The 15,840-nt window shown below is 61.6% G+C and carries 14 protein-coding genes; 6 read left to right on the top strand and 8 right to left on the bottom strand.

Features of this window, described 5'->3' with window-relative positions:
- Positions 1 to 13: 13 nt before the first annotated feature.
- On the top strand, positions 14 to 820 hold the full coding sequence (locus AB4P96_RS13230) for a gamma-carboxygeranoyl-CoA hydratase (RefSeq protein ID WP_017136508.1): 807 nt from the start codon (positions 14 to 16) through the stop codon (positions 818 to 820).
- On the top strand, positions 817 to 2,742 hold the full coding sequence (locus tag AB4P96_RS13225; protein ID WP_395600856.1) for an acetyl/propionyl/methylcrotonyl-CoA carboxylase subunit alpha: 1,926 nt from the start codon (positions 817 to 819) through the stop codon (positions 2,740 to 2,742). Before AB4P96_RS13230 ends, AB4P96_RS13225 begins: the two co-directional genes overlap by 4 nt.
- On the opposite strand, the gene AB4P96_RS13220 is transcribed toward AB4P96_RS13225, so the two are convergent.
- Entirely contained in the window at positions 2,739 to 3,374 is a 636-nt protein-coding gene (locus AB4P96_RS13220; RefSeq protein ID WP_017136506.1) for a LexA family transcriptional regulator, read from the bottom strand. The two genes, AB4P96_RS13225 and AB4P96_RS13220, sit on opposite strands and share 4 nt — an antisense overlap.
- 130 nt (positions 3,375 to 3,504) lie before the next feature.
- Between AB4P96_RS13220 and AB4P96_RS13215 the strand changes: the two genes are divergently transcribed.
- Both AB4P96_RS13215 and AB4P96_RS13210 read left to right on the top strand, forming a co-directional pair.
- Entirely contained in the window at positions 3,505 to 3,855 is a 351-nt protein-coding gene (locus AB4P96_RS13215; RefSeq protein ID WP_395600855.1) for a DUF6124 family protein, read from the top strand.
- A gap of 465 nt (positions 3,856 to 4,320) precedes the next feature.
- Entirely contained in the window at positions 4,321 to 5,472 is a 1,152-nt protein-coding gene (locus AB4P96_RS13210; protein WP_099550041.1) for a M14-type cytosolic carboxypeptidase, read from the top strand.
- A gap of 20 nt (positions 5,473 to 5,492) precedes the next feature.
- On the opposite strand, the gene AB4P96_RS13205 is transcribed toward AB4P96_RS13210, so the two are convergent.
- From AB4P96_RS13205 to AB4P96_RS13185, 5 genes are all read right to left on the bottom strand, one after another.
- Positions 5,493 to 6,032: a cytochrome b gene (locus tag AB4P96_RS13205; protein ID WP_099550040.1), complete on the bottom strand. Its 540-nt coding sequence runs from the start codon at positions 6,030 to 6,032 to the stop codon at positions 5,493 to 5,495.
- Positions 6,029 to 7,111: a catalase family peroxidase gene (locus AB4P96_RS13200; protein ID WP_138453619.1), complete on the bottom strand. Its 1,083-nt coding sequence runs from the start codon at positions 7,109 to 7,111 to the stop codon at positions 6,029 to 6,031. Before AB4P96_RS13200 ends, AB4P96_RS13205 begins: the two co-directional genes overlap by 4 nt.
- Positions 7,112 to 7,231: 120 nt before the next feature.
- Positions 7,232 to 7,996 carry an enoyl-CoA hydratase-related protein gene (locus tag AB4P96_RS13195; protein WP_017136500.1) on the bottom strand — a complete coding sequence of 255 codons (765 nt, stop codon included), beginning with the start codon at positions 7,994 to 7,996 and terminating at the stop codon, positions 7,232 to 7,234.
- 42 nt (positions 7,997 to 8,038) lie between these two features.
- Positions 8,039 to 9,337, bottom strand: coding sequence for a hypothetical protein (locus tag AB4P96_RS13190; RefSeq protein WP_236462591.1), 1,299 nt, complete (start codon positions 9,335 to 9,337; stop codon positions 8,039 to 8,041).
- The gene (locus tag AB4P96_RS13185; protein WP_017136498.1) at positions 9,330 to 10,910 is read right to left on the bottom strand and encodes an amino acid adenylation domain-containing protein; all 1,581 of its coding nucleotides are present in this window, start codon (positions 10,908 to 10,910) and stop codon (positions 9,330 to 9,332) included. Before AB4P96_RS13185 ends, AB4P96_RS13190 begins: the two co-directional genes overlap by 8 nt.
- A 197-nt stretch (positions 10,911 to 11,107) precedes the next feature.
- Between AB4P96_RS13185 and AB4P96_RS13180 the strand changes: the two genes are divergently transcribed.
- Complete coding sequence (locus AB4P96_RS13180) at positions 11,108 to 11,614, top strand: sigma-70 family RNA polymerase sigma factor (protein ID WP_017136497.1); 507 nt, start codon at positions 11,108 to 11,110, stop codon at positions 11,612 to 11,614.
- A complete protein-coding gene (locus tag AB4P96_RS13175) occupies positions 11,611 to 12,348 on the top strand; it encodes an anti-sigma factor family protein (RefSeq protein ID WP_395600854.1) in 738 nt (245 codons plus the stop codon). Before AB4P96_RS13180 ends, AB4P96_RS13175 begins: the two co-directional genes overlap by 4 nt.
- A 75-nt stretch (positions 12,349 to 12,423) precedes the next feature.
- On the opposite strand, the gene AB4P96_RS13170 is transcribed toward AB4P96_RS13175, so the two are convergent.
- Positions 12,424 to 13,413 carry a spore coat U domain-containing protein gene (locus AB4P96_RS13170; protein WP_099550036.1) on the bottom strand — a complete coding sequence of 330 codons (990 nt, stop codon included), beginning with the start codon at positions 13,411 to 13,413 and terminating at the stop codon, positions 12,424 to 12,426.
- A gap of 16 nt (positions 13,414 to 13,429) precedes the next feature.
- Entirely contained in the window at positions 13,430 to 15,823 is a 2,394-nt protein-coding gene (locus AB4P96_RS13165; protein ID WP_032865533.1) for a fimbria/pilus outer membrane usher protein, read from the bottom strand.
- Positions 15,824 to 15,840 lie beyond the last annotated feature (17 nt).

Below are 15,840 nucleotides of genomic sequence, written 5' to 3'. Positions count from 1 at the left end.
GGAGCTGTACCCCATGAGCGATTTCAACACCCTCGAACTGGTCACCGACAGCCGTGGTTTTGCCACGCTGTGGCTCAGTCGTGAAGCCAAGAACAACGCGTTCAATGCGCAGATGATCCGCGAGTTGATCATCGCCCTCGACCAGGTGCAGGCCGATGCGTCCCTGCGTTTTTTAGTGTTGCGCGCACGTGGCAAGCACTTCAGCGCCGGCGCAGACCTGGCCTGGATGCAGCAATCGGCCGAGCTGGATTACCACACCAACCTGGACGACGCGCGCGAGCTGGCCGAGTTGATGTACAACCTGGCCAAGCTGAAAATCCCGACCCTGGCAGTGGTGCAAGGCGCAGCCTACGGGGGCGCGCTGGGCTTGATCAGTTGCTGCGACATGGCGATTGGCGCCGATGACGCGCAGTTCTGCCTGTCGGAAGTGCGCATCGGCCTGGCACCGGCGGTGATCAGCCCGTTCGTGGTACAGGCCATCGGCGAGCGGGCCGCGCGGCGCTATGCGCTGACGGCCGAGCGTTTTGGCGGCCAGCGTGCACGCGACATTGGCCTGCTGGCGGAAAGTTACCCGGCCACCGAGCTGGATGCGCAAGTGGAACTGTGGATCGCCAACCTGTTGCAAAACAGCCCGGCTGCCATGCGCGCCAGCAAGGATTTGCTGCGCGAAGTCGGCAACGGCGCCCTCACCCCGGCGCTGCGTCGGTATTGCGAAAATGCTATCGCGCGGATTCGCGTCAGCGCCGAGGGCCAGGAAGGCTTGCGCGCGTTCCTGCAAAAACGCCCGCCCAGCTGGCAAGCGCAGGAGCCACGTTCATGAGCACACTGACCACTGTGCTGGTGGCCAACCGTGGCGAAATCGCCTGCCGGGTAATGCGCACCGCCAAGGCGATGGGGTTGACCACCGTGGCGGTCCACAGCGCCACCGACCGCGATGCGCGCCATAGCCGCGAGGCCGACATTCGGGTTGACCTGGGTGGCAGCAAGGCCACCGACAGTTACCTGCAAATCGACAAACTGATCGCCGCCGCCCAAGCCAGTGGCGCCCAGGCGATCCATCCGGGTTACGGCTTTCTGTCGGAGAACGCCGGCTTTGCTCGTGCGATTGAAGCCGCCGGTCTTGTTTTCCTGGGTCCGCCCGCCTCGGCCATCGATGCCATGGGCAGCAAATCGGCGGCCAAGGCGTTGATGGAAACTGCCGGGGTGCCGTTGGTGCCGGGTTATCACGGCGCGGACCAGGACCTGGAAACTTTCCGCGATGCCTGCGAACGTATCGGTTACCCGGTACTGCTCAAGGCCACGGCAGGTGGTGGCGGCAAGGGCATGAAGGTGGTCGAGGACGTCAGCCAGTTGGCCGAAGCCCTGGCCTCGGCCCAGCGTGAGGCGCTGTCGTCCTTCGGCAATGGGCAAATGCTGGTGGAGAAGTACCTGCTCAAGCCACGCCACGTGGAGATTCAGGTGTTTGCCGACCAACACGGCCATTGCCTGTACCTCAATGAGCGCGACTGTTCTATTCAACGTCGCCATCAAAAGGTGGTGGAAGAAGCACCCGCACCGGGCTTGAGTGCCGAGCAGCGTAGAGCCATGGGTGAGGCGGCCGTGCGTGCGGCCCAGGCAATCGGCTATGTGGGCGCCGGCACCGTGGAGTTTTTGCTGGACGCGCGTGGCGAGTTCTTCTTCATGGAGATGAACACGCGGCTGCAAGTGGAGCATCCAGTGACCGAGGCGATTACCGGCCTTGATTTGGTAGCCTGGCAGATTCGTGTAGCTCAGGGTGAACCGCTGCCGATCACTCAGGATCAGGTGCCGTTGGTGGGCCATGCGATTGAAGTGCGCTTGTATGCCGAAGACCCGGCCAATGATTTCCTGCCAGCCACCGGGCACCTGGCGCTGTACCGCGAATCTACTCCAGGCCCGGGGCGCCGTGTGGACAGTGGCGTAGCACAAGGCGACAACGTTTCGCCCTTCTACGACCCGATGCTCGGCAAACTGATTGCCTGGGGTGAAGACCGCGAACAGGCGCGCCTGCGGTTGTTGAGCATGCTCGATGAGTTTGCGGTCGGCGGAGTCAAGACCAACCTCGGCTTTTTGCGGCGCATCATCGGCCATCCGGCGTTTGCGGCGGCTGAACTCGATACCGGGTTTATTCCGCGCTATCAGGATGAACTGCTGCCAGCACCTGGTGCTTTGAGCGATGAGTTCTGGCAGGCGGCAGGGGCGGCGTTTATGCAGAGCCAGCCCGCCGGTGAAGGCCCGTGGGCGGATAACCGAGGCTTTCGTGCCGGGTTGCCGAGCGACGTGTCGTTGCACTTGAGTTGCGCCGGGCAGGACCGGCTGGTGAAGCTGGTAGCGGGCACTGCGCAATTGCGCGGCGAGCAACTACTGATCGAACACCATGGCGTGCGCCGCGCTTATCTGGCGGTACGCAGCGAAGGCATCCTGTATCTGCGCTGGGACGGCCAGATGCAGGCCGTCAGCTTGTATGACCCGATTGCTGCAGTCGAGGCCAACCAGACTCCTCAAGGCGGCCTCACAGCGCCGATGAACGGCAGCATCGTGCGGGTGCTGGTAGAAGTCGGTCAACACGTGGAGGCTGGCACTCAGCTGGTGGTGCTCGAGGCCATGAAGATGGAGCACAGTATCCGCGCGCCTCACGCCGGGGCGGTCAAGGCAGTGTTTTGCCAGGAAGGCGAAATGGTCGCCGAAGGCAGCGCCCTGGTGGAACTTGAGACCACGGACTAGAACTTCGCCGTGGCTTGCACCACTACCCCGAGGATTCGGCACGCATCGGTGAAAAGCTGCTTGGGATAAGTCGGATTGAGCGGCACCAGGTAAAGCTGGCCGCTCTCTTCCATCAATTGGCGAAAGGTCGCCTGGGTGCTGTCGGCCCATTGCGCAACCACCAGCTTGCCGGGTTCGGGCTCGATGGCCGGGTCCACCAGAATCATCATGCCCGCACCGATGCTCAGGCCGCTGGGCGCGGTCATGGCATCGCCCGTTACGGGCAGCCAGAAGGCTTCGCCCTGGGCATGGTAATCGCTCAGTTCAAAACGGGCCGCGCCGTAGGTCGGGCGCTCTTCGCGGATTTCGCAGACGCCTTTCCAGTCGCTGACCGGGTAGCGGAAATACGGGTTGTAGTGTTTTTCCAGCGCGGGTGTTGGGTCGGCCTTTTCGCGAATCTCCAGCGCGACTTCCAGATAGCCGAGCCCCAGCTCGTCCAGCACCCGGTTCATGTCCGCAAGACTGGGCACGCGGCGCTTATTGAGCCAATGACCGACGCCGCCCTGGGACATGCCCAAGCGTTCGGCCAGTTCATCCTGCGTGACCTTGCGGTCTTTCATGTTGGCTTTGACCAACGCTATCCAGTTGTCCATGGAGCCTGACCATACGTTGCGCAATTGCCACGACAATAAACAGTTTGTAGTAATCCATCAAATGACATAAATACGATTCGTATTACTATCAGGTGCAGGTTTTCAACGTCCAGCCAGAGTAATCGCCCTCATGATGACCCTCCCGAATCACCTGCCTTGCACGCCCGAAACCGACGAACTGCTGACCCTGCGCAGCAGTGGCGCCGCGCAACGGGCACTCGACTATTACCTGAAAGAAGATGTGTGGGCGCCCACGCCTGACGCCGCGTTTTTCGACATCAGGCCCGGCATCAGCCAGGAAGACGCCCTGGTGCACGCATCGGACCTGCTACGCAGTGCGGCGGCAGCCGCCTATGAATCGGCAAGCAACCGGCAGGGCAACCAGCGGGACCTGGCCTTTTCGGTGGTGTATTTGATTGATATGGCCAAAGCGATGGTGGAACAGGCAGTGCAGGTGCCTGCTGCCCAGGCGGACGCCTGACAGGCACGTAAGAAAAATATTTCTATCACACGGATAAAAACATTTGACTTGCAAATGATAATGATTATTATTGGGCTCAGCTGATCGCGAGATCAGTCGATAGACCAAGGGACCTTAGGTCGGACTCTTGGAATATCTCCTCATCAGGCTAATCACGGTTTTTGACCCGGCTCTTTGGCCGGGTCTTTTTTTTGCCAGTTTTTCTGGCGTGGCTTCAGGCTAATGAAGACTGTGTGTTGCTTGATGGCGCGCATGGTAGCAAAAGAGCATCGCCAAAAGAAAGCCGATCGAACGCTCTAGCCCGGATCTTTGCGAAATAGCGCTTGAGAATCAATCTCATAGAATCTAAGCTGCCTCGGCGTCAAGGACGACGCCCCCTTCCCCGTGCAACAATTTTGCACCAAGATTTTGCCTCACTCCTGTGTAAGATATCTGCCACAACAATCCTACGCAGGCAGCCAGCCCATGACAGTGGCCTTGACCTCCATCAAGATCAGCACCGACTTCGACAGCGGCAACATCCAGGTCCTGGATGCCAGCGACGCTTATCAGTTGTTGCTGGCGATCAAACCCGATACTCGCAGCGCACATTTCCAATGGTTCCACTTCAAGGCCGAAGGCATGCATGTGGGCCATACCCACACCTTCCGCCTGAGCAACGCCAGCCATTCGTCATATAAAAATGCCTGGAGTGGTTACAACGCCGTGGCGTCCTACGACCACGTCAACTGGTTCCGCGTGCCCACGCGTTTTGATGGCGATACATTGCACATCAGCCTGCAAACCCGCGAGAAGCAAGCCTGGTTCGCCTACTTCGAACCGTATAGCCGTGAGCGTCACGACTGGCTGATCGAACAGGCCCTGAACCGCGCCGGTACCCAACTGCTCGCCACCGGCAAAAGCGTCGAGGGCCGTGATATCCAGCTGCTACGCCGCGGCAAAGGTGGCGAAGGCCAGCGCAAGGTGTGGATCATCGCCCAGCAGCATCCCGGCGAACACATGGCTGAATGGTTTATGGAAGGCGTCATCGAGCGCCTGCAACAGGACGGTGATGCCGAGCTGAAAAAACTCCTGGCCGTCGCCGACCTGTACCTGATCCCCAACATGAACCCCGATGGCGCCTTTCACGGGCACCTGCGCACCAACGCCATGGGCCAGGACCTCAACCGTGCCTGGCAGAACGCCAGCGAGGCGCTCAGCCCGGAAGTGCTGTTCGCCCAGCAGCAGATGGAGAAATACGGCGTCGACCTGTTCCTCGATATCCATGGCGATGAAGAAATCCCCTACGTCTTCACCGCAGGCTGCGAAGGCAACCCCGGTTACACCCCGCGTATCGAAGCGCTGGAAAAACACTTCCGCAGGCACTTGAGCGCCCTGACCCGCGATTTCCAGACCACCCACGGCTACACCCGCGACCTGCCGGGCGAAGCCAACATGACCCTGGCCTGCAATGCCGTTGGCCAGCAATACGACTGCCTGTCGCTGACCCTCGAGATGCCCTTCAAGGACAACGACGACGCCCCCAACCCGAAAACCGGTTGGTCCGGTGAGCGCTCCAGGCAACTGGGCAAGGACGTGTTGAGCACCGTGGCCGATATCGTCACCACCCTGCGCTGACCCGCCCTGCCCCCCCGGCATCAGCCTTTGGTGCCGGTCATGCTTTGCAGCACACCGTCGCGACGAATCAACCCGTGAAACAGCGCCGCCGCCAGGTGTAACAGTACTGTCAGGAACAACAGGTAGGCCAGGTAGCCATGGGCCTTGCGCAGCAGCGCAAATAACGGTGCATTGGCCGCTACCAACGCCGGCAATTGCACCGAACTGCTGAGCATCACCGGGTCACCGGCCGCCGAAATCATCGCCCAGCCCAGCAGCGGCAGCACCAGCATCAACGCATATAACACGACATGGGACGCTTTGGCGGCCAGCACTTGCCACAGTGGCAGGTCAGCCGGCAACGGCGGCTGACGGGTGGAAAAGCGCACCACCAGCCGCACGATCACCAACGCCAGAATCGCGATACCCAGTGGCTTGTGCAGATGAATCAGCCACTCGTGACGCTCCGACACCGACGCCGCCATGCCCGCGCCGATAAACAACATGGCAATGACCATCAACGCCATCAGCCAATGCAGCAGGCGAGCCAGAGGCGCGAAAAACCGTGGTTGGGCATTCATGGTTTCGACTCCTGAGGGGCACTGTGCAGCGGGCTGACTTCGCCAGCGCGGCGTACGTAGGAACTGGCATAAGCCGCCGAGCGTGCAGCCAGCAGCGGGTCATTGGAGGCTTGGATACCGCTGGGCAGAATCAGCGGGTCAAAGTTGATATCGCGGCAATCGCCGTCAGCCTGCGGTTGGCTGCTTTGCAGCACCAGGGTGCCGGCGTTGAGCACCTTGTGCTCGCCGGTCCAGGCTTTGCTGGCGTCGTCCAGCGGATCGCCGGGGTTGGCCAGGGTCAGGTTCAGCTGCCAACGCAGCGGCCCGGAAGCCAGACGCTGCACCAAATCCTTTTCGAGAAAGTCAGCGCCAGGCGGCGCGGTGTCACCCGTCGCATCCTGGCTCTGTGGCACTACGCCCCAACGCACCGCCTGGCGCTGGCCATCGGCGTTTACCAGGTAAAAGGCATTGATGCCGTTGTAGGTTTCGGTCGCGTAACTGGCCGAGGGCTTGGCAGTCTTGACCCACGCCAGGAACGGCGCCGTCTCGGGGTGCGCGGCAAAAAACGCCGGCATACTGGCCGGGTTCGGCTTGCCGGTGGCCGGCTCGGGTGCGCCGGCCTTGAGCATCTGGTAAAACGCCTCAGGCGTGCCCACCGGGAACACCGGCATGCTGTTCATCCCCGTACGCCATTGCTGGCCGTTGGCCTGGCTGAACTGCACCGCGAAACTGCGGATCGGCACACTGCTGTCCGGCGCGTAGGGGTTGCCGCTGGGCAAGGCGAATCGGCCGATCACCGGGGTTTTCGCCGCGCTGAACACCTGGGCACTGGAGTAAGCGCGCGCCTCGGGGCTGCTCTCGAAGTAACCGGCCACACACACGCCCTTGGCATGGTTACGCCGAAACCCAGGGTGTACACCGTTGTTGGTTTCCAGGGCATTGACCAGGGTTTTGGGACGCAGGCGCTGTGGGTCAAGCGTGCCGTTGACGTAGGCGAATGCCCCGGCAACAACCGCCACTACACTGCCAATACACGCCAGCCTGACTAACAAACTGGCGGTACTGAGGGGCGTACGTGGCGGCGATGAGTGATCTACCATGAAAAACTCCAGGGCACGTGGCCACAGGGAAAATGAACTATGAGACGAATCCCACGTAGGTCTATTCCCTTTTCACTGTAGTTTTTTCAGAGCAGATGCGTTGCCAAACCGAGCGTTCTTCTAAACCGCGTTGAAGACTGCCGGGCGCTTGTTTATAAACGCCTGCATGCCCTCCTGCTGATCCGGCGTCGCGAACAGCCCATGAAACAGTCGGCGCTCCAGGCGCACGCCATCGTGCAACCCAAGTTCCAAGGCTTGCTCAACTGCCTCCCGCGCCGCCCGTGTGGCGGTGCGCGAGAACCCGGCAATCTGTGCAGCCACCGCCAGCGTCTGCTCCATCAAGTCTGCCGCCGGGTACACACGCGACACTAACCCGGCCTGGAGCGCCTCTTGAGCCATCATCGGCCGTCCGGTCAACACCATGTCCATGGTCTTGGCCTTGCCGACCAGCCCGGTCAAGCGCTGGGTCGCACCCATGCCCGGAATAACGCCCAGTTTGATTTCCGGCTGGGCAAAGGTCGCCGTATCGGCGGCGAAAATCATGTCGCACATCATCGCCAGCTCACAGCCGCCGCCGAACGCATAGCCGGCCACTGCGGCAATCGTTGGCGTGCGCCGGCGGGTAAAGGCTTCCCAGCCGACGAAGTAATCCTCATCGAGCATGTCCAGGTAGGACTTGGTACTCATCTCCTTAATATCGGCCCCAGCGGCGAAGTATTCAGGCGTGCCGGTGATGACGAAACAGCCGACCTGCGGGTCCTGGTCCAGCACTTCCAGACGGCTGATCAACTCCGTCATCAGCGCCGAACTCAACGCATTCTTGACCTGGGGGCGATTAAGCCTGACCAGTACCACTCGGCCATGACGTTCTATTAATACATTCATAAAAACCTCTGCTGATTAATGTTGTGCCTCAATGCCGCGGTTTCAGGAATCCCAGATCGCGCCATAAGCCGGTATGCCACGGGCTTCCATTTCATGCACCACGCGCTCGGTCAACGCCTGGTTGGCGATACAGATCACCGCTTCTGCACCGAAGGTTTGCACCGCGCCGTAGGCCAATTGCACCAAGTCCGGTTTACCACGCTCATCGGTGTCCCAGATCAATGCCCCGGGCTGAGCACGCAGGATTTCGTCCACCAGTTCATCGCCATAGGTTTTGCGCGGGCTGCGGGTAGACCAGATCAACTGGATCGGCACTTGGGCGGCCAGCAAATGCGGCATGACCGGGCCGATCCCACTGCCGGTGGCGATATACACCACTGACTTGAACAGGGTTTCCACATTAGCCACGCCCGCCGTGGTGATGCCTTTGACCCACACGTGGCTGGGCAGGTCTTCGATGAAGCGCCCAGTCCAATCGCCCGCACGCGATATGATCAGGCGAAACCCCGCCGCCTCTGGTGCAGGAATATTGGCAAACGAATGCCACTCCAGCAGAGGGTTGCGGCTGATCGCAGTGGATGAACCGGCGAACGGCGTGGTGTGCTTGAAGCGCGTAATCACCGCATGCCCGGAAGGCCGTGTGTGTTCAACGGCGACCTTGCGCAGACGCAACCATGGCAGGGCAATACTCAACGTCAGCAGCACCAGCATCCAGAATGATCCACTGTGTAATAAGCTGGTCGAAGTCTCGCTGGACGCCAGTAAAGTCAACGCCCAGAACAGTAGCAGCGCGCTCCAGCCGGCAAACCGATGGACCCGCTCGAAGCCATTATGGAATCGGCTGCGAATCCACGGCTGCGCCATGCTCACCATCAACAGCAACAGCCCGAGCAACACACCCGTGAGCCACAACCAGGCTGACGACACGCTATCGGGCTGGCGCAGATAGCGTGCAACCTGAACGCCGACCATCGCTATAAACCACGCGGTCGCCGCCAGGGCCGCGCCACTGTGCAGCCCGCCGAAGTGGTAAACCTTGGCCGCGCTGCGCCGCACACGCAACGGCCAGGTGACTGGCACACGGGTTGCCAGCCAGAACAGTGCATTGATCAGGTAATGCTGACGAATCAGGATGGCCAGCGACAGGTTGATCAGCACCATGTCCGAAAGCCTTTCAACCGTAATGGCAGCAAAATCGACCGCCAACAGTACAAACACGGCATTAACCAACAACACCAGTGCCACCAGGCGGTTGTAGTAGGAAAACACCGGCAGTGCAGTCCAGCGACGCCACAACGCCGGTTTGGGTGGCACAACGGCACGGGTCAGTGCATCAAGCATGGCGAGCCACCTCGGCCGCGAATGCCTGTTGCAGCAACAAGGCCTTGTCGATTTTGCCCCTGGCGGTCAGCGGAAAAGCCTCCACCGCGTAGATGGATGTCGGCACGCAGTAGTAGGCCAGGCGCTCCTGGCAGCGGGCTCGGCACGACTCGACGTCGGCACTGACGGGCGAGACGAAAGCCACCAGGTTACGGCTGTCCAGCTTCAAAGTGACCGCCCGCATGCAGCCATCGCCCGCCTCCAGGGCCGTAGACACAGCGTCCAGTTCCACACGAAAGCCACGCACCTTCACCTGATCATCGACGCGCCCCAAGTGTTCCAGTTGACCGTCTGCCGTCCAGCGCCCCAGGTCCCGCGTGCGAAACATCATTGCGTCACCGCCCATAAAAGGGTCCGGGCGATAGCGCTCCTGGGTCAGCTCGGTATTGTTCAAGTAACCGGCCGTTACCCCGACGCCGCCGGCCCACATTTCACCGATCTCACCCAGTTCACAGGCGCGACCGTGTTCGTCGAGGACATACACGGTGTTATTCGGAGTCGGTTTGCCGATGGTCAACAACGTGCCGGGCACATGCCGGTGCAACGTGTTGACGATGGTGGTTTCGGTAGGCCCGCAGCCGTTGTAGAACGTGCAATGTTCGGCCCAACGCTCGGCCAGCGCTTGAGAACAGGGCTCACCTGCCACCGCAACCACCTTCAGGTCAGGACACTGCGCCGGGTCAAGGTTCGCCAGTATCGAGGGGGTGGCGATCAGCACGTGGCATTGCGCAGCGGTTTGCGCAATGTCTTTATCACGAATCAGCAAGGTCGCCCCATGGGCCAAGCAACCGAGGATTTCCCAGGCGGCCATATCAAAACCGATATTGAGGATTTGCCCCACGTTACGACCCGGCGCCATGCCCATCTGCCCCGGCTGCGTGAGCAAGATATTGCACACGTTGCGGTGGCTGACACACACACCGTTGGGCCGCCCGGTCGTGCCGGAGGTGAACAGCACGAAACACAGGTCATCGGTGTCGGCAGCGGCGAACACCTGAGTGTTGTCCTCGGCGACCCAGGGCTCTTCGGCCAGGAACGTGTCCAGGCATACACTGCGCTGCGTCGCATCGGCCGGCAGGCGATCGGCCAGGTTCGACAAGGTCATAATCACCGGACTGGTCAACGACTCCAGCACCATGCCCAATTGCAGCGTCGGCACGATTCTGGCGTCTTGAGGCACATACGCAGCGCCCACCTTCAACACCGCCAGAAGCCCTACCAGCATGGGAATCGAACGCTCGACAAACAGCCCCACTGTGTCGCCGCGCTTCACGCCCAGATCAATCAGGCGCACGGCCAATCGATTGGCTTGACGGTTGAGTTGTTCATAACTGATACGCTGTCCCGCCCACACCGCCGCAATCGCTTGTGGCGTCAACGCCGCTTGCACCTCGATGGCCTGGTGTACGCGGTCGTGGCCCGGCTTGGCCGATGGCCCGCCCCCCCATTGTTCAAACACGATCCGCTGCGCGGCAGGTAAGTGAGCCAGCGCGGGGCGGCGATAAAACTGTTTATCGGTCGGAGAAATGGTCATGCCTGCACCCTCATCAATTAACCGCAGAAATTGTTCGCGGTTGTTACGAGGGTTGATTGAGGTGTGGGAGCGGTATTACAGGCCCGAGTGCATTGCAGATATCCCCTACAAAAGAGCGCAATCTTCCTATAGTTATTGATGGAATAACCTACGTCGGCCGGCGTCTTCCTCTGCACAATTGACCAGAACCCACGCCCATGCACGAACTCGACGAACCGTTACGTGAACTCATCCCCAGGCTGCGACGTTTTGCCGTGTCCCTGACGCGTAACGCCAGCAGCGCCGACGACCTGGTGCAGTCCACGCTCGAGCGGGCGCTCATCAGCTGGGCCGACAAACGCCTGGAAGGCGACCTGCGCGCCTGGCTGTTCTCGATCCTCTACCGCCAGTTCCTCGACGCCCACCGGCGCAGCCGCCGTTATGCACGCATGCTCGAGTTCTTCACCGGCCGTGACGATGCACAACCCTCGGTGGAGCGCACAGTGATGGCCCAATCGACCCTGCACGCCTTCGACCAACTCAACACCGAGCAACGTGCACTGCTGCTGTGGGTGTCGGTCGAAGGGTTAAGTTACAAGGAAGTCGCCGAGATCCTGGCGGTACCGGTAGGCACCGTGATGTCGCGCCTGTCCCGTGCGCGCCAGGCCTTGCGTCAACTCAGCGAAGGCGAAATTACCAGCCCTGCCCTGCGGATACTCAAATGATCAGCCTGCCCCCCAGCGAACACGATTTGCATGCCTACGTCGATCACCAACTGCCCGAGAGCGACCGCCGTGTGCTTGAAACCTGGTTGGCTGCCCACCCTGAAAGGGCCGCCCAGGTACATGCCTGGCAACAGGATGCACAAGCCCTGCGCGCCGCCTTGAGCGGAACCTTGCAGCAACCGGCCAACCCCGACCTCGACCCGGCACTGATTCGCCAACGCATTCGGCATCAATCGCGCCGCCACCTGGCCAGCGCCGCCGTGCTGCTGATCGCAGTCTGCCTCGGCGGGCTTGGCGGTTGGCACGCGCGCGAAGCGACCCAACCATCGATGTTGCCGATGGCCGACGCCATGCAGGCGTTTCGCCTGTTTGCCCAGGACGGCATCATGCCCGCCGACTTCAGCACCGAAGATGGCGGCACTATGCAAGCCTGGCTGGATCGCTATTTCAACCAGGCCCATCGCCTGCCCGATTTGAGCCAGGCCGGTTTCAAGCCCGTGAGCGGGCGCCTGCTCACCACTGAGCAAGGTGCGGCGGCGATGGTGTTGTACGAGGATCAGCATGGCCATCGCATCAGCTTTTACATCCGCCCACCGGGACCGGAAAACGGCTTTTTGCCGCGCGGCAGCCGCAGCGAAGATGGGTTGCAGGCCGATTACTGGTCCGGTGGAGGGTACAACTATGCGATGGTCAGCCCGGTGGATCAGGCGGCTACGCACTTGCTCAAGTTCTAGAGGATCAAGACCGGCTTTTGTGGGAGCGGGCAAGCCCCCACATTTTGACCGCGTGGACCTTCAACGGACGCGGCGTTAAAAGCCCACATCCAGCACCACATTATCAATGTAGGTGCCGCCCGGCGGCGTGGCTTGGTCAGTGTAGATCTTGGCGTTGTAGTTGAACACTTGGCTGCCGGTGCCCAGGCCGTTGCCGGGGTTGATCTCGGCCGAGGAACTGGCCCGCCGTGCTGCGCCCACACTGCCCCAGCGTGTGGTGCCGGCACTCATGAAGATGTCGTAGGCCAGGAAGCTACCGCCGGAAATCATCCGCCGCCGTCCGCCCACGCTCACCGGGTTCTGCCCATCACTGAGGCCGACGGTGTAGGCACTGCCCTTGGTGCAGGCCACACTGGCCTGGCCGTTGACGGTGGCGAAGGCGCTGACCACCGGCGCACTGCCGAAGGCAATCGGCGGCGTGGTGATCTGGCAGTCGTTGACCACCGTCATGCTGACGTTCAAGGTCGTGGTGCCGTTGTTGATCTCACGGCCCAGACAGGCCCCAGCAATACCAATGCCCGAGCAATAGTTCCAGTTCCAGAAAATACTCAGGGTTTCGCTGTACACCCCCGACGCCACGTTGCTGCCAAGGGTGGTGGCGAAGTACAGCGGCACGACTTTGGTGCCCGGCCCGAACACCAGGCCAAGGGAGGCGGCAATGCCGCCACTGCCGCCAAAATCGAACGCGGTGCCGCGTGTCATCGGGAACGCCGTGGTGTTGTTGGCATAGATCGTATAGTTGATGACATCACCGGTCGGCCCCACCAGGCCACCTTGGGGCGAACCACTGACGGTCGCGTAAAAATGGTCATTGGAGGCCAACACCGACAATAGCGCCGGCGTGCAGCTGAAGCCGGCATTGGTGGTCGAACTGGGCTGAGAGGTGGTGCGCACGGTCATCGAACTCACCGTCGTGCCAAAGCTGGCCGGTACGCTGGCCACCACCGAGCACACGGCCTGCACCTGCGCCGACACGCCCAGGCTTGCCAGCAACAGGCACCGCAACAGCCATTCCTTGACCCGCACACGCACACTCCTTATGTCATTGGCACACCAGTGGCCCGATCAGTGGCACCTGGGCCTGGGTGGTATCCAGCTCGAACATTGCCTGGCAGGTCTGGCCGTCACCCAAGGTGACCTGCAAGGTGTTATGGGCGGCCAGGTTCTCCAGGTACACCAGGCCGTCCCACCCCACCACCGCCTGCGCGCCGCTTTGCTCGTGTCGCACCTGGCTGCCCAGTGGCAAGTCCTGGTGCTGGGCGTCGACCAAGGTGATGCTCGCCGCGATCACCTGGCGCACCGGGAATTCCAGCAAGTAGCCACTGCCACGGCGCACGGCCACCCGTTGCTCGACGTTGGGCACCTGCACGTTCGATGGCAGGTTCAGTGGGTCGATCTCATATTTGGCGCGGTAGTAAGCACTGGTCCACGGCACCAGCAAGTGCCCGTTGCGGTCGGTTTCGCCCACCACCTGGTTCTCGTAGCGCACCGGTACACCACTGACCCCATCGGTGCTTACCACCACAAACGCATCGTTGACGCGGTTGGCGGCAAACATTTGATTGTCCATCCACACCAACGAACCACTGGCGTCCGCCCACCGAGTTTCCGCGTCGCTGCTGCCGTACACGCCGGCCTGCAACTGCACCGACTGCAGGCGCCAGGTCAGGTCAGCCTGGCGATAAGCCGGCCCATCACCGCTGGCGTAACCCAGGTTGAAGCCCACGCCGCCTTCGGCCGGCACTGCTCGGCTGTAGTTGACGCGCTGCTGGCTCGCGCCGGTTTTACTGCGCTCGGTGCCCACGCTGAGGCTGCCGTAGACGTCGAACGGCACCACCACCTGCGCCTGCACCGCCCAGCTGCTATCACCCACTTCATGGTTGGCCGACAGGTAAAAACTGCTGTTGCGCCACAACGGCTTGCTCCAGGTCAGGTTCACCAGGCGGGTGCGCGAATCATCCGCCGCCTGCACATCGAAATAGCCGACGCCCAGGCTGCCAAAATTGTTCAGGTTCAGGCTCAAGGTCGCCTGCTGGCTGCGCTTGCTGAGGCTGGCGTAAGGCGTGTCGATCAGGCTCAAGTCGGCGTATTGCTCACGGCGCTCGACCCGTTGATACGAGAGGCTGTAGCGCTGGTTGCTGTATTGGTAGCCCAGGCTCAGTTGCTGGCCGGTCCTGCCGTCGTACTGGCTTTGGCTGACGGCGGTATTGAGCACGCCGAAGTTACCGACCCGCAGGTTGCCGCCGACACCGCCCAGGGACAGGTCACTGGAGGCTTCGGCATGGCTTTCGAGGGTAAATGCATCCGAGATGCCGTAGCGAAAGGTGCCGCTGGCCACGCCAGGGCCATAGCCAAAGTCCCGTATGGTGTAGTCGCGGCGCAAATTACCCGCCGCCACCGAGAAGTCCGACAAGCCCTTTTGCAGCAAGGTACTGGTGACATAGAACGGCACCGTGGTCGACACCTGCCGGCCCAGCGCATCGGTGGTGACCACCACCGCCTCGCCGGCGCCGTTGATAAACGGCACGTTGGTGAGGGTGTACGGCCCCGGCTGCAGATCAGCACTGCTGGATTTATAGCCATTGATAAACAGGTCCACCGAAGACGGCACCGCCGCCTCCCCGGCAAACTGCGGCAGCGGGTAGGTGACCAGGTCCGGGCGCACGCCAAAGTCCCGCGACAGCTGCACACCGCCCAGGCGCACCGAGGTGCTCCAGGGCAAGGCGCCGCTGATCACATCGCCGGCTTCATAGGTCAACAGGCGCTCATCGTCGGAGAACCGCCAGGTGGTGTCATAGCGCCGATAGCCGTTGTCGAGCGAACTGCCAGCGGTTTCCCGGCCAATGGTGGTGCGGTATTGGCCGGTGTTGGACAACGTGCCCCATGTATCGAATAGCCGCACTTCGTTGAAGATACCGAGGTAGGTGCCCGCATCGTCCGTGTTGTTCAGGTAGGCGTCATAGTTGAGCAACGCGCCGAAGCTGGTCAGCGCCTGGGTGCGTGGGTAGTTGTTGCGGCTACCGATAAATTGCTCCGGCAGCCAGGCCGGCGGCACGCTCAGTACCAGGCGCTGGCCCTGGCTGTCGTAATCGGTGTGCAGGCCAGGAAAGCTTTCCAGCGCGACTTCGCCAGGCACGGCACCAGGCAGCTTCACACCGACTTCCTGCAACACCGACGCAGGCAAAAACAACTGCCCGGCACGCTGATTGACGGCGACCACACGGCCGGTGTCCATCTGGTTGACCACCAGTTCCAGGAACAACTGCGCATCGGCAACAGCCTCCATACTGCTGGGCGGGGGCGGCAACGGCGCAGCGAAGCCCGGCGGCGCCAGCACCCAGCCAGACAAGCCGCCCACCACCCACACCGATCGCCATAGACATCGAGCCCGATCCTGGCTCACCAAGGCTTTGTGCCCATCAATGGACATCTCCATCCGTTGTTAACACCAGG

It is taken from the genome of Pseudomonas sp. B19125 (genome assembly GCF_044218855.1).
Taxonomy (GTDB): domain Bacteria; phylum Pseudomonadota; class Gammaproteobacteria; order Pseudomonadales; family Pseudomonadaceae; genus Aquipseudomonas; species Aquipseudomonas edaphica.
The sequence above is the reverse complement of the archived record's forward strand: the minus strand, read 5'-3'. Positions and strand labels throughout refer to the sequence as shown.

Bases quoted from the DNA above. Each gene is read 5' to 3' on its own strand.
- AB4P96_RS13205 (WP_099550040.1), bottom strand. From the start codon at position 6,032: ATGAATGCCCAACCACGGTTTTTCGCGCCTCTGGCTCGCCTGCTGCAT.
- AB4P96_RS13200 (WP_138453619.1), bottom strand. From the start codon at position 7,111: ATGGTAGATCACTCATCGCCGCCACGTACGCCCCTCAGTACCGCCAGT.
- AB4P96_RS13175 (WP_395600854.1), top strand. From the start codon at position 11,611: ATGATCAGCCTGCCCCCCAGCGAACACGATTTGCATGCCTACGTCGAT.
- AB4P96_RS13195 (WP_017136500.1), bottom strand. From the start codon at position 7,996: ATGAATGTATTAATAGAACGTCATGGCCGAGTGGTACTGGTCAGGCTT.
- AB4P96_RS13215 (WP_395600855.1), top strand. From the start codon at position 3,505: ATGATGACCCTCCCGAATCACCTGCCTTGCACGCCCGAAACCGACGAA.
- AB4P96_RS13185 (WP_017136498.1), bottom strand. From the start codon at position 10,910: ATGACCATTTCTCCGACCGATAAACAGTTTTATCGCCGCCCCGCGCTG.
- AB4P96_RS13165 (WP_032865533.1), bottom strand. From the start codon at position 15,823: ATGGAGATGTCCATTGATGGGCACAAAGCCTTGGTGAGCCAGGATCGG.
- AB4P96_RS13190 (WP_236462591.1), bottom strand. From the start codon at position 9,337: ATGCTTGATGCACTGACCCGTGCCGTTGTGCCACCCAAACCGGCGTTG.
- AB4P96_RS13180 (WP_017136497.1), top strand. From the start codon at position 11,108: ATGCACGAACTCGACGAACCGTTACGTGAACTCATCCCCAGGCTGCGA.
- AB4P96_RS13220 (WP_017136506.1), bottom strand. From the start codon at position 3,374: ATGGACAACTGGATAGCGTTGGTCAAAGCCAACATGAAAGACCGCAAG.
- AB4P96_RS13225 (WP_395600856.1), top strand. From the start codon at position 817: ATGAGCACACTGACCACTGTGCTGGTGGCCAACCGTGGCGAAATCGCC.
- AB4P96_RS13210 (WP_099550041.1), top strand. From the start codon at position 4,321: ATGACAGTGGCCTTGACCTCCATCAAGATCAGCACCGACTTCGACAGC.
- AB4P96_RS13230 (WP_017136508.1), top strand. From the start codon at position 14: ATGAGCGATTTCAACACCCTCGAACTGGTCACCGACAGCCGTGGTTTT.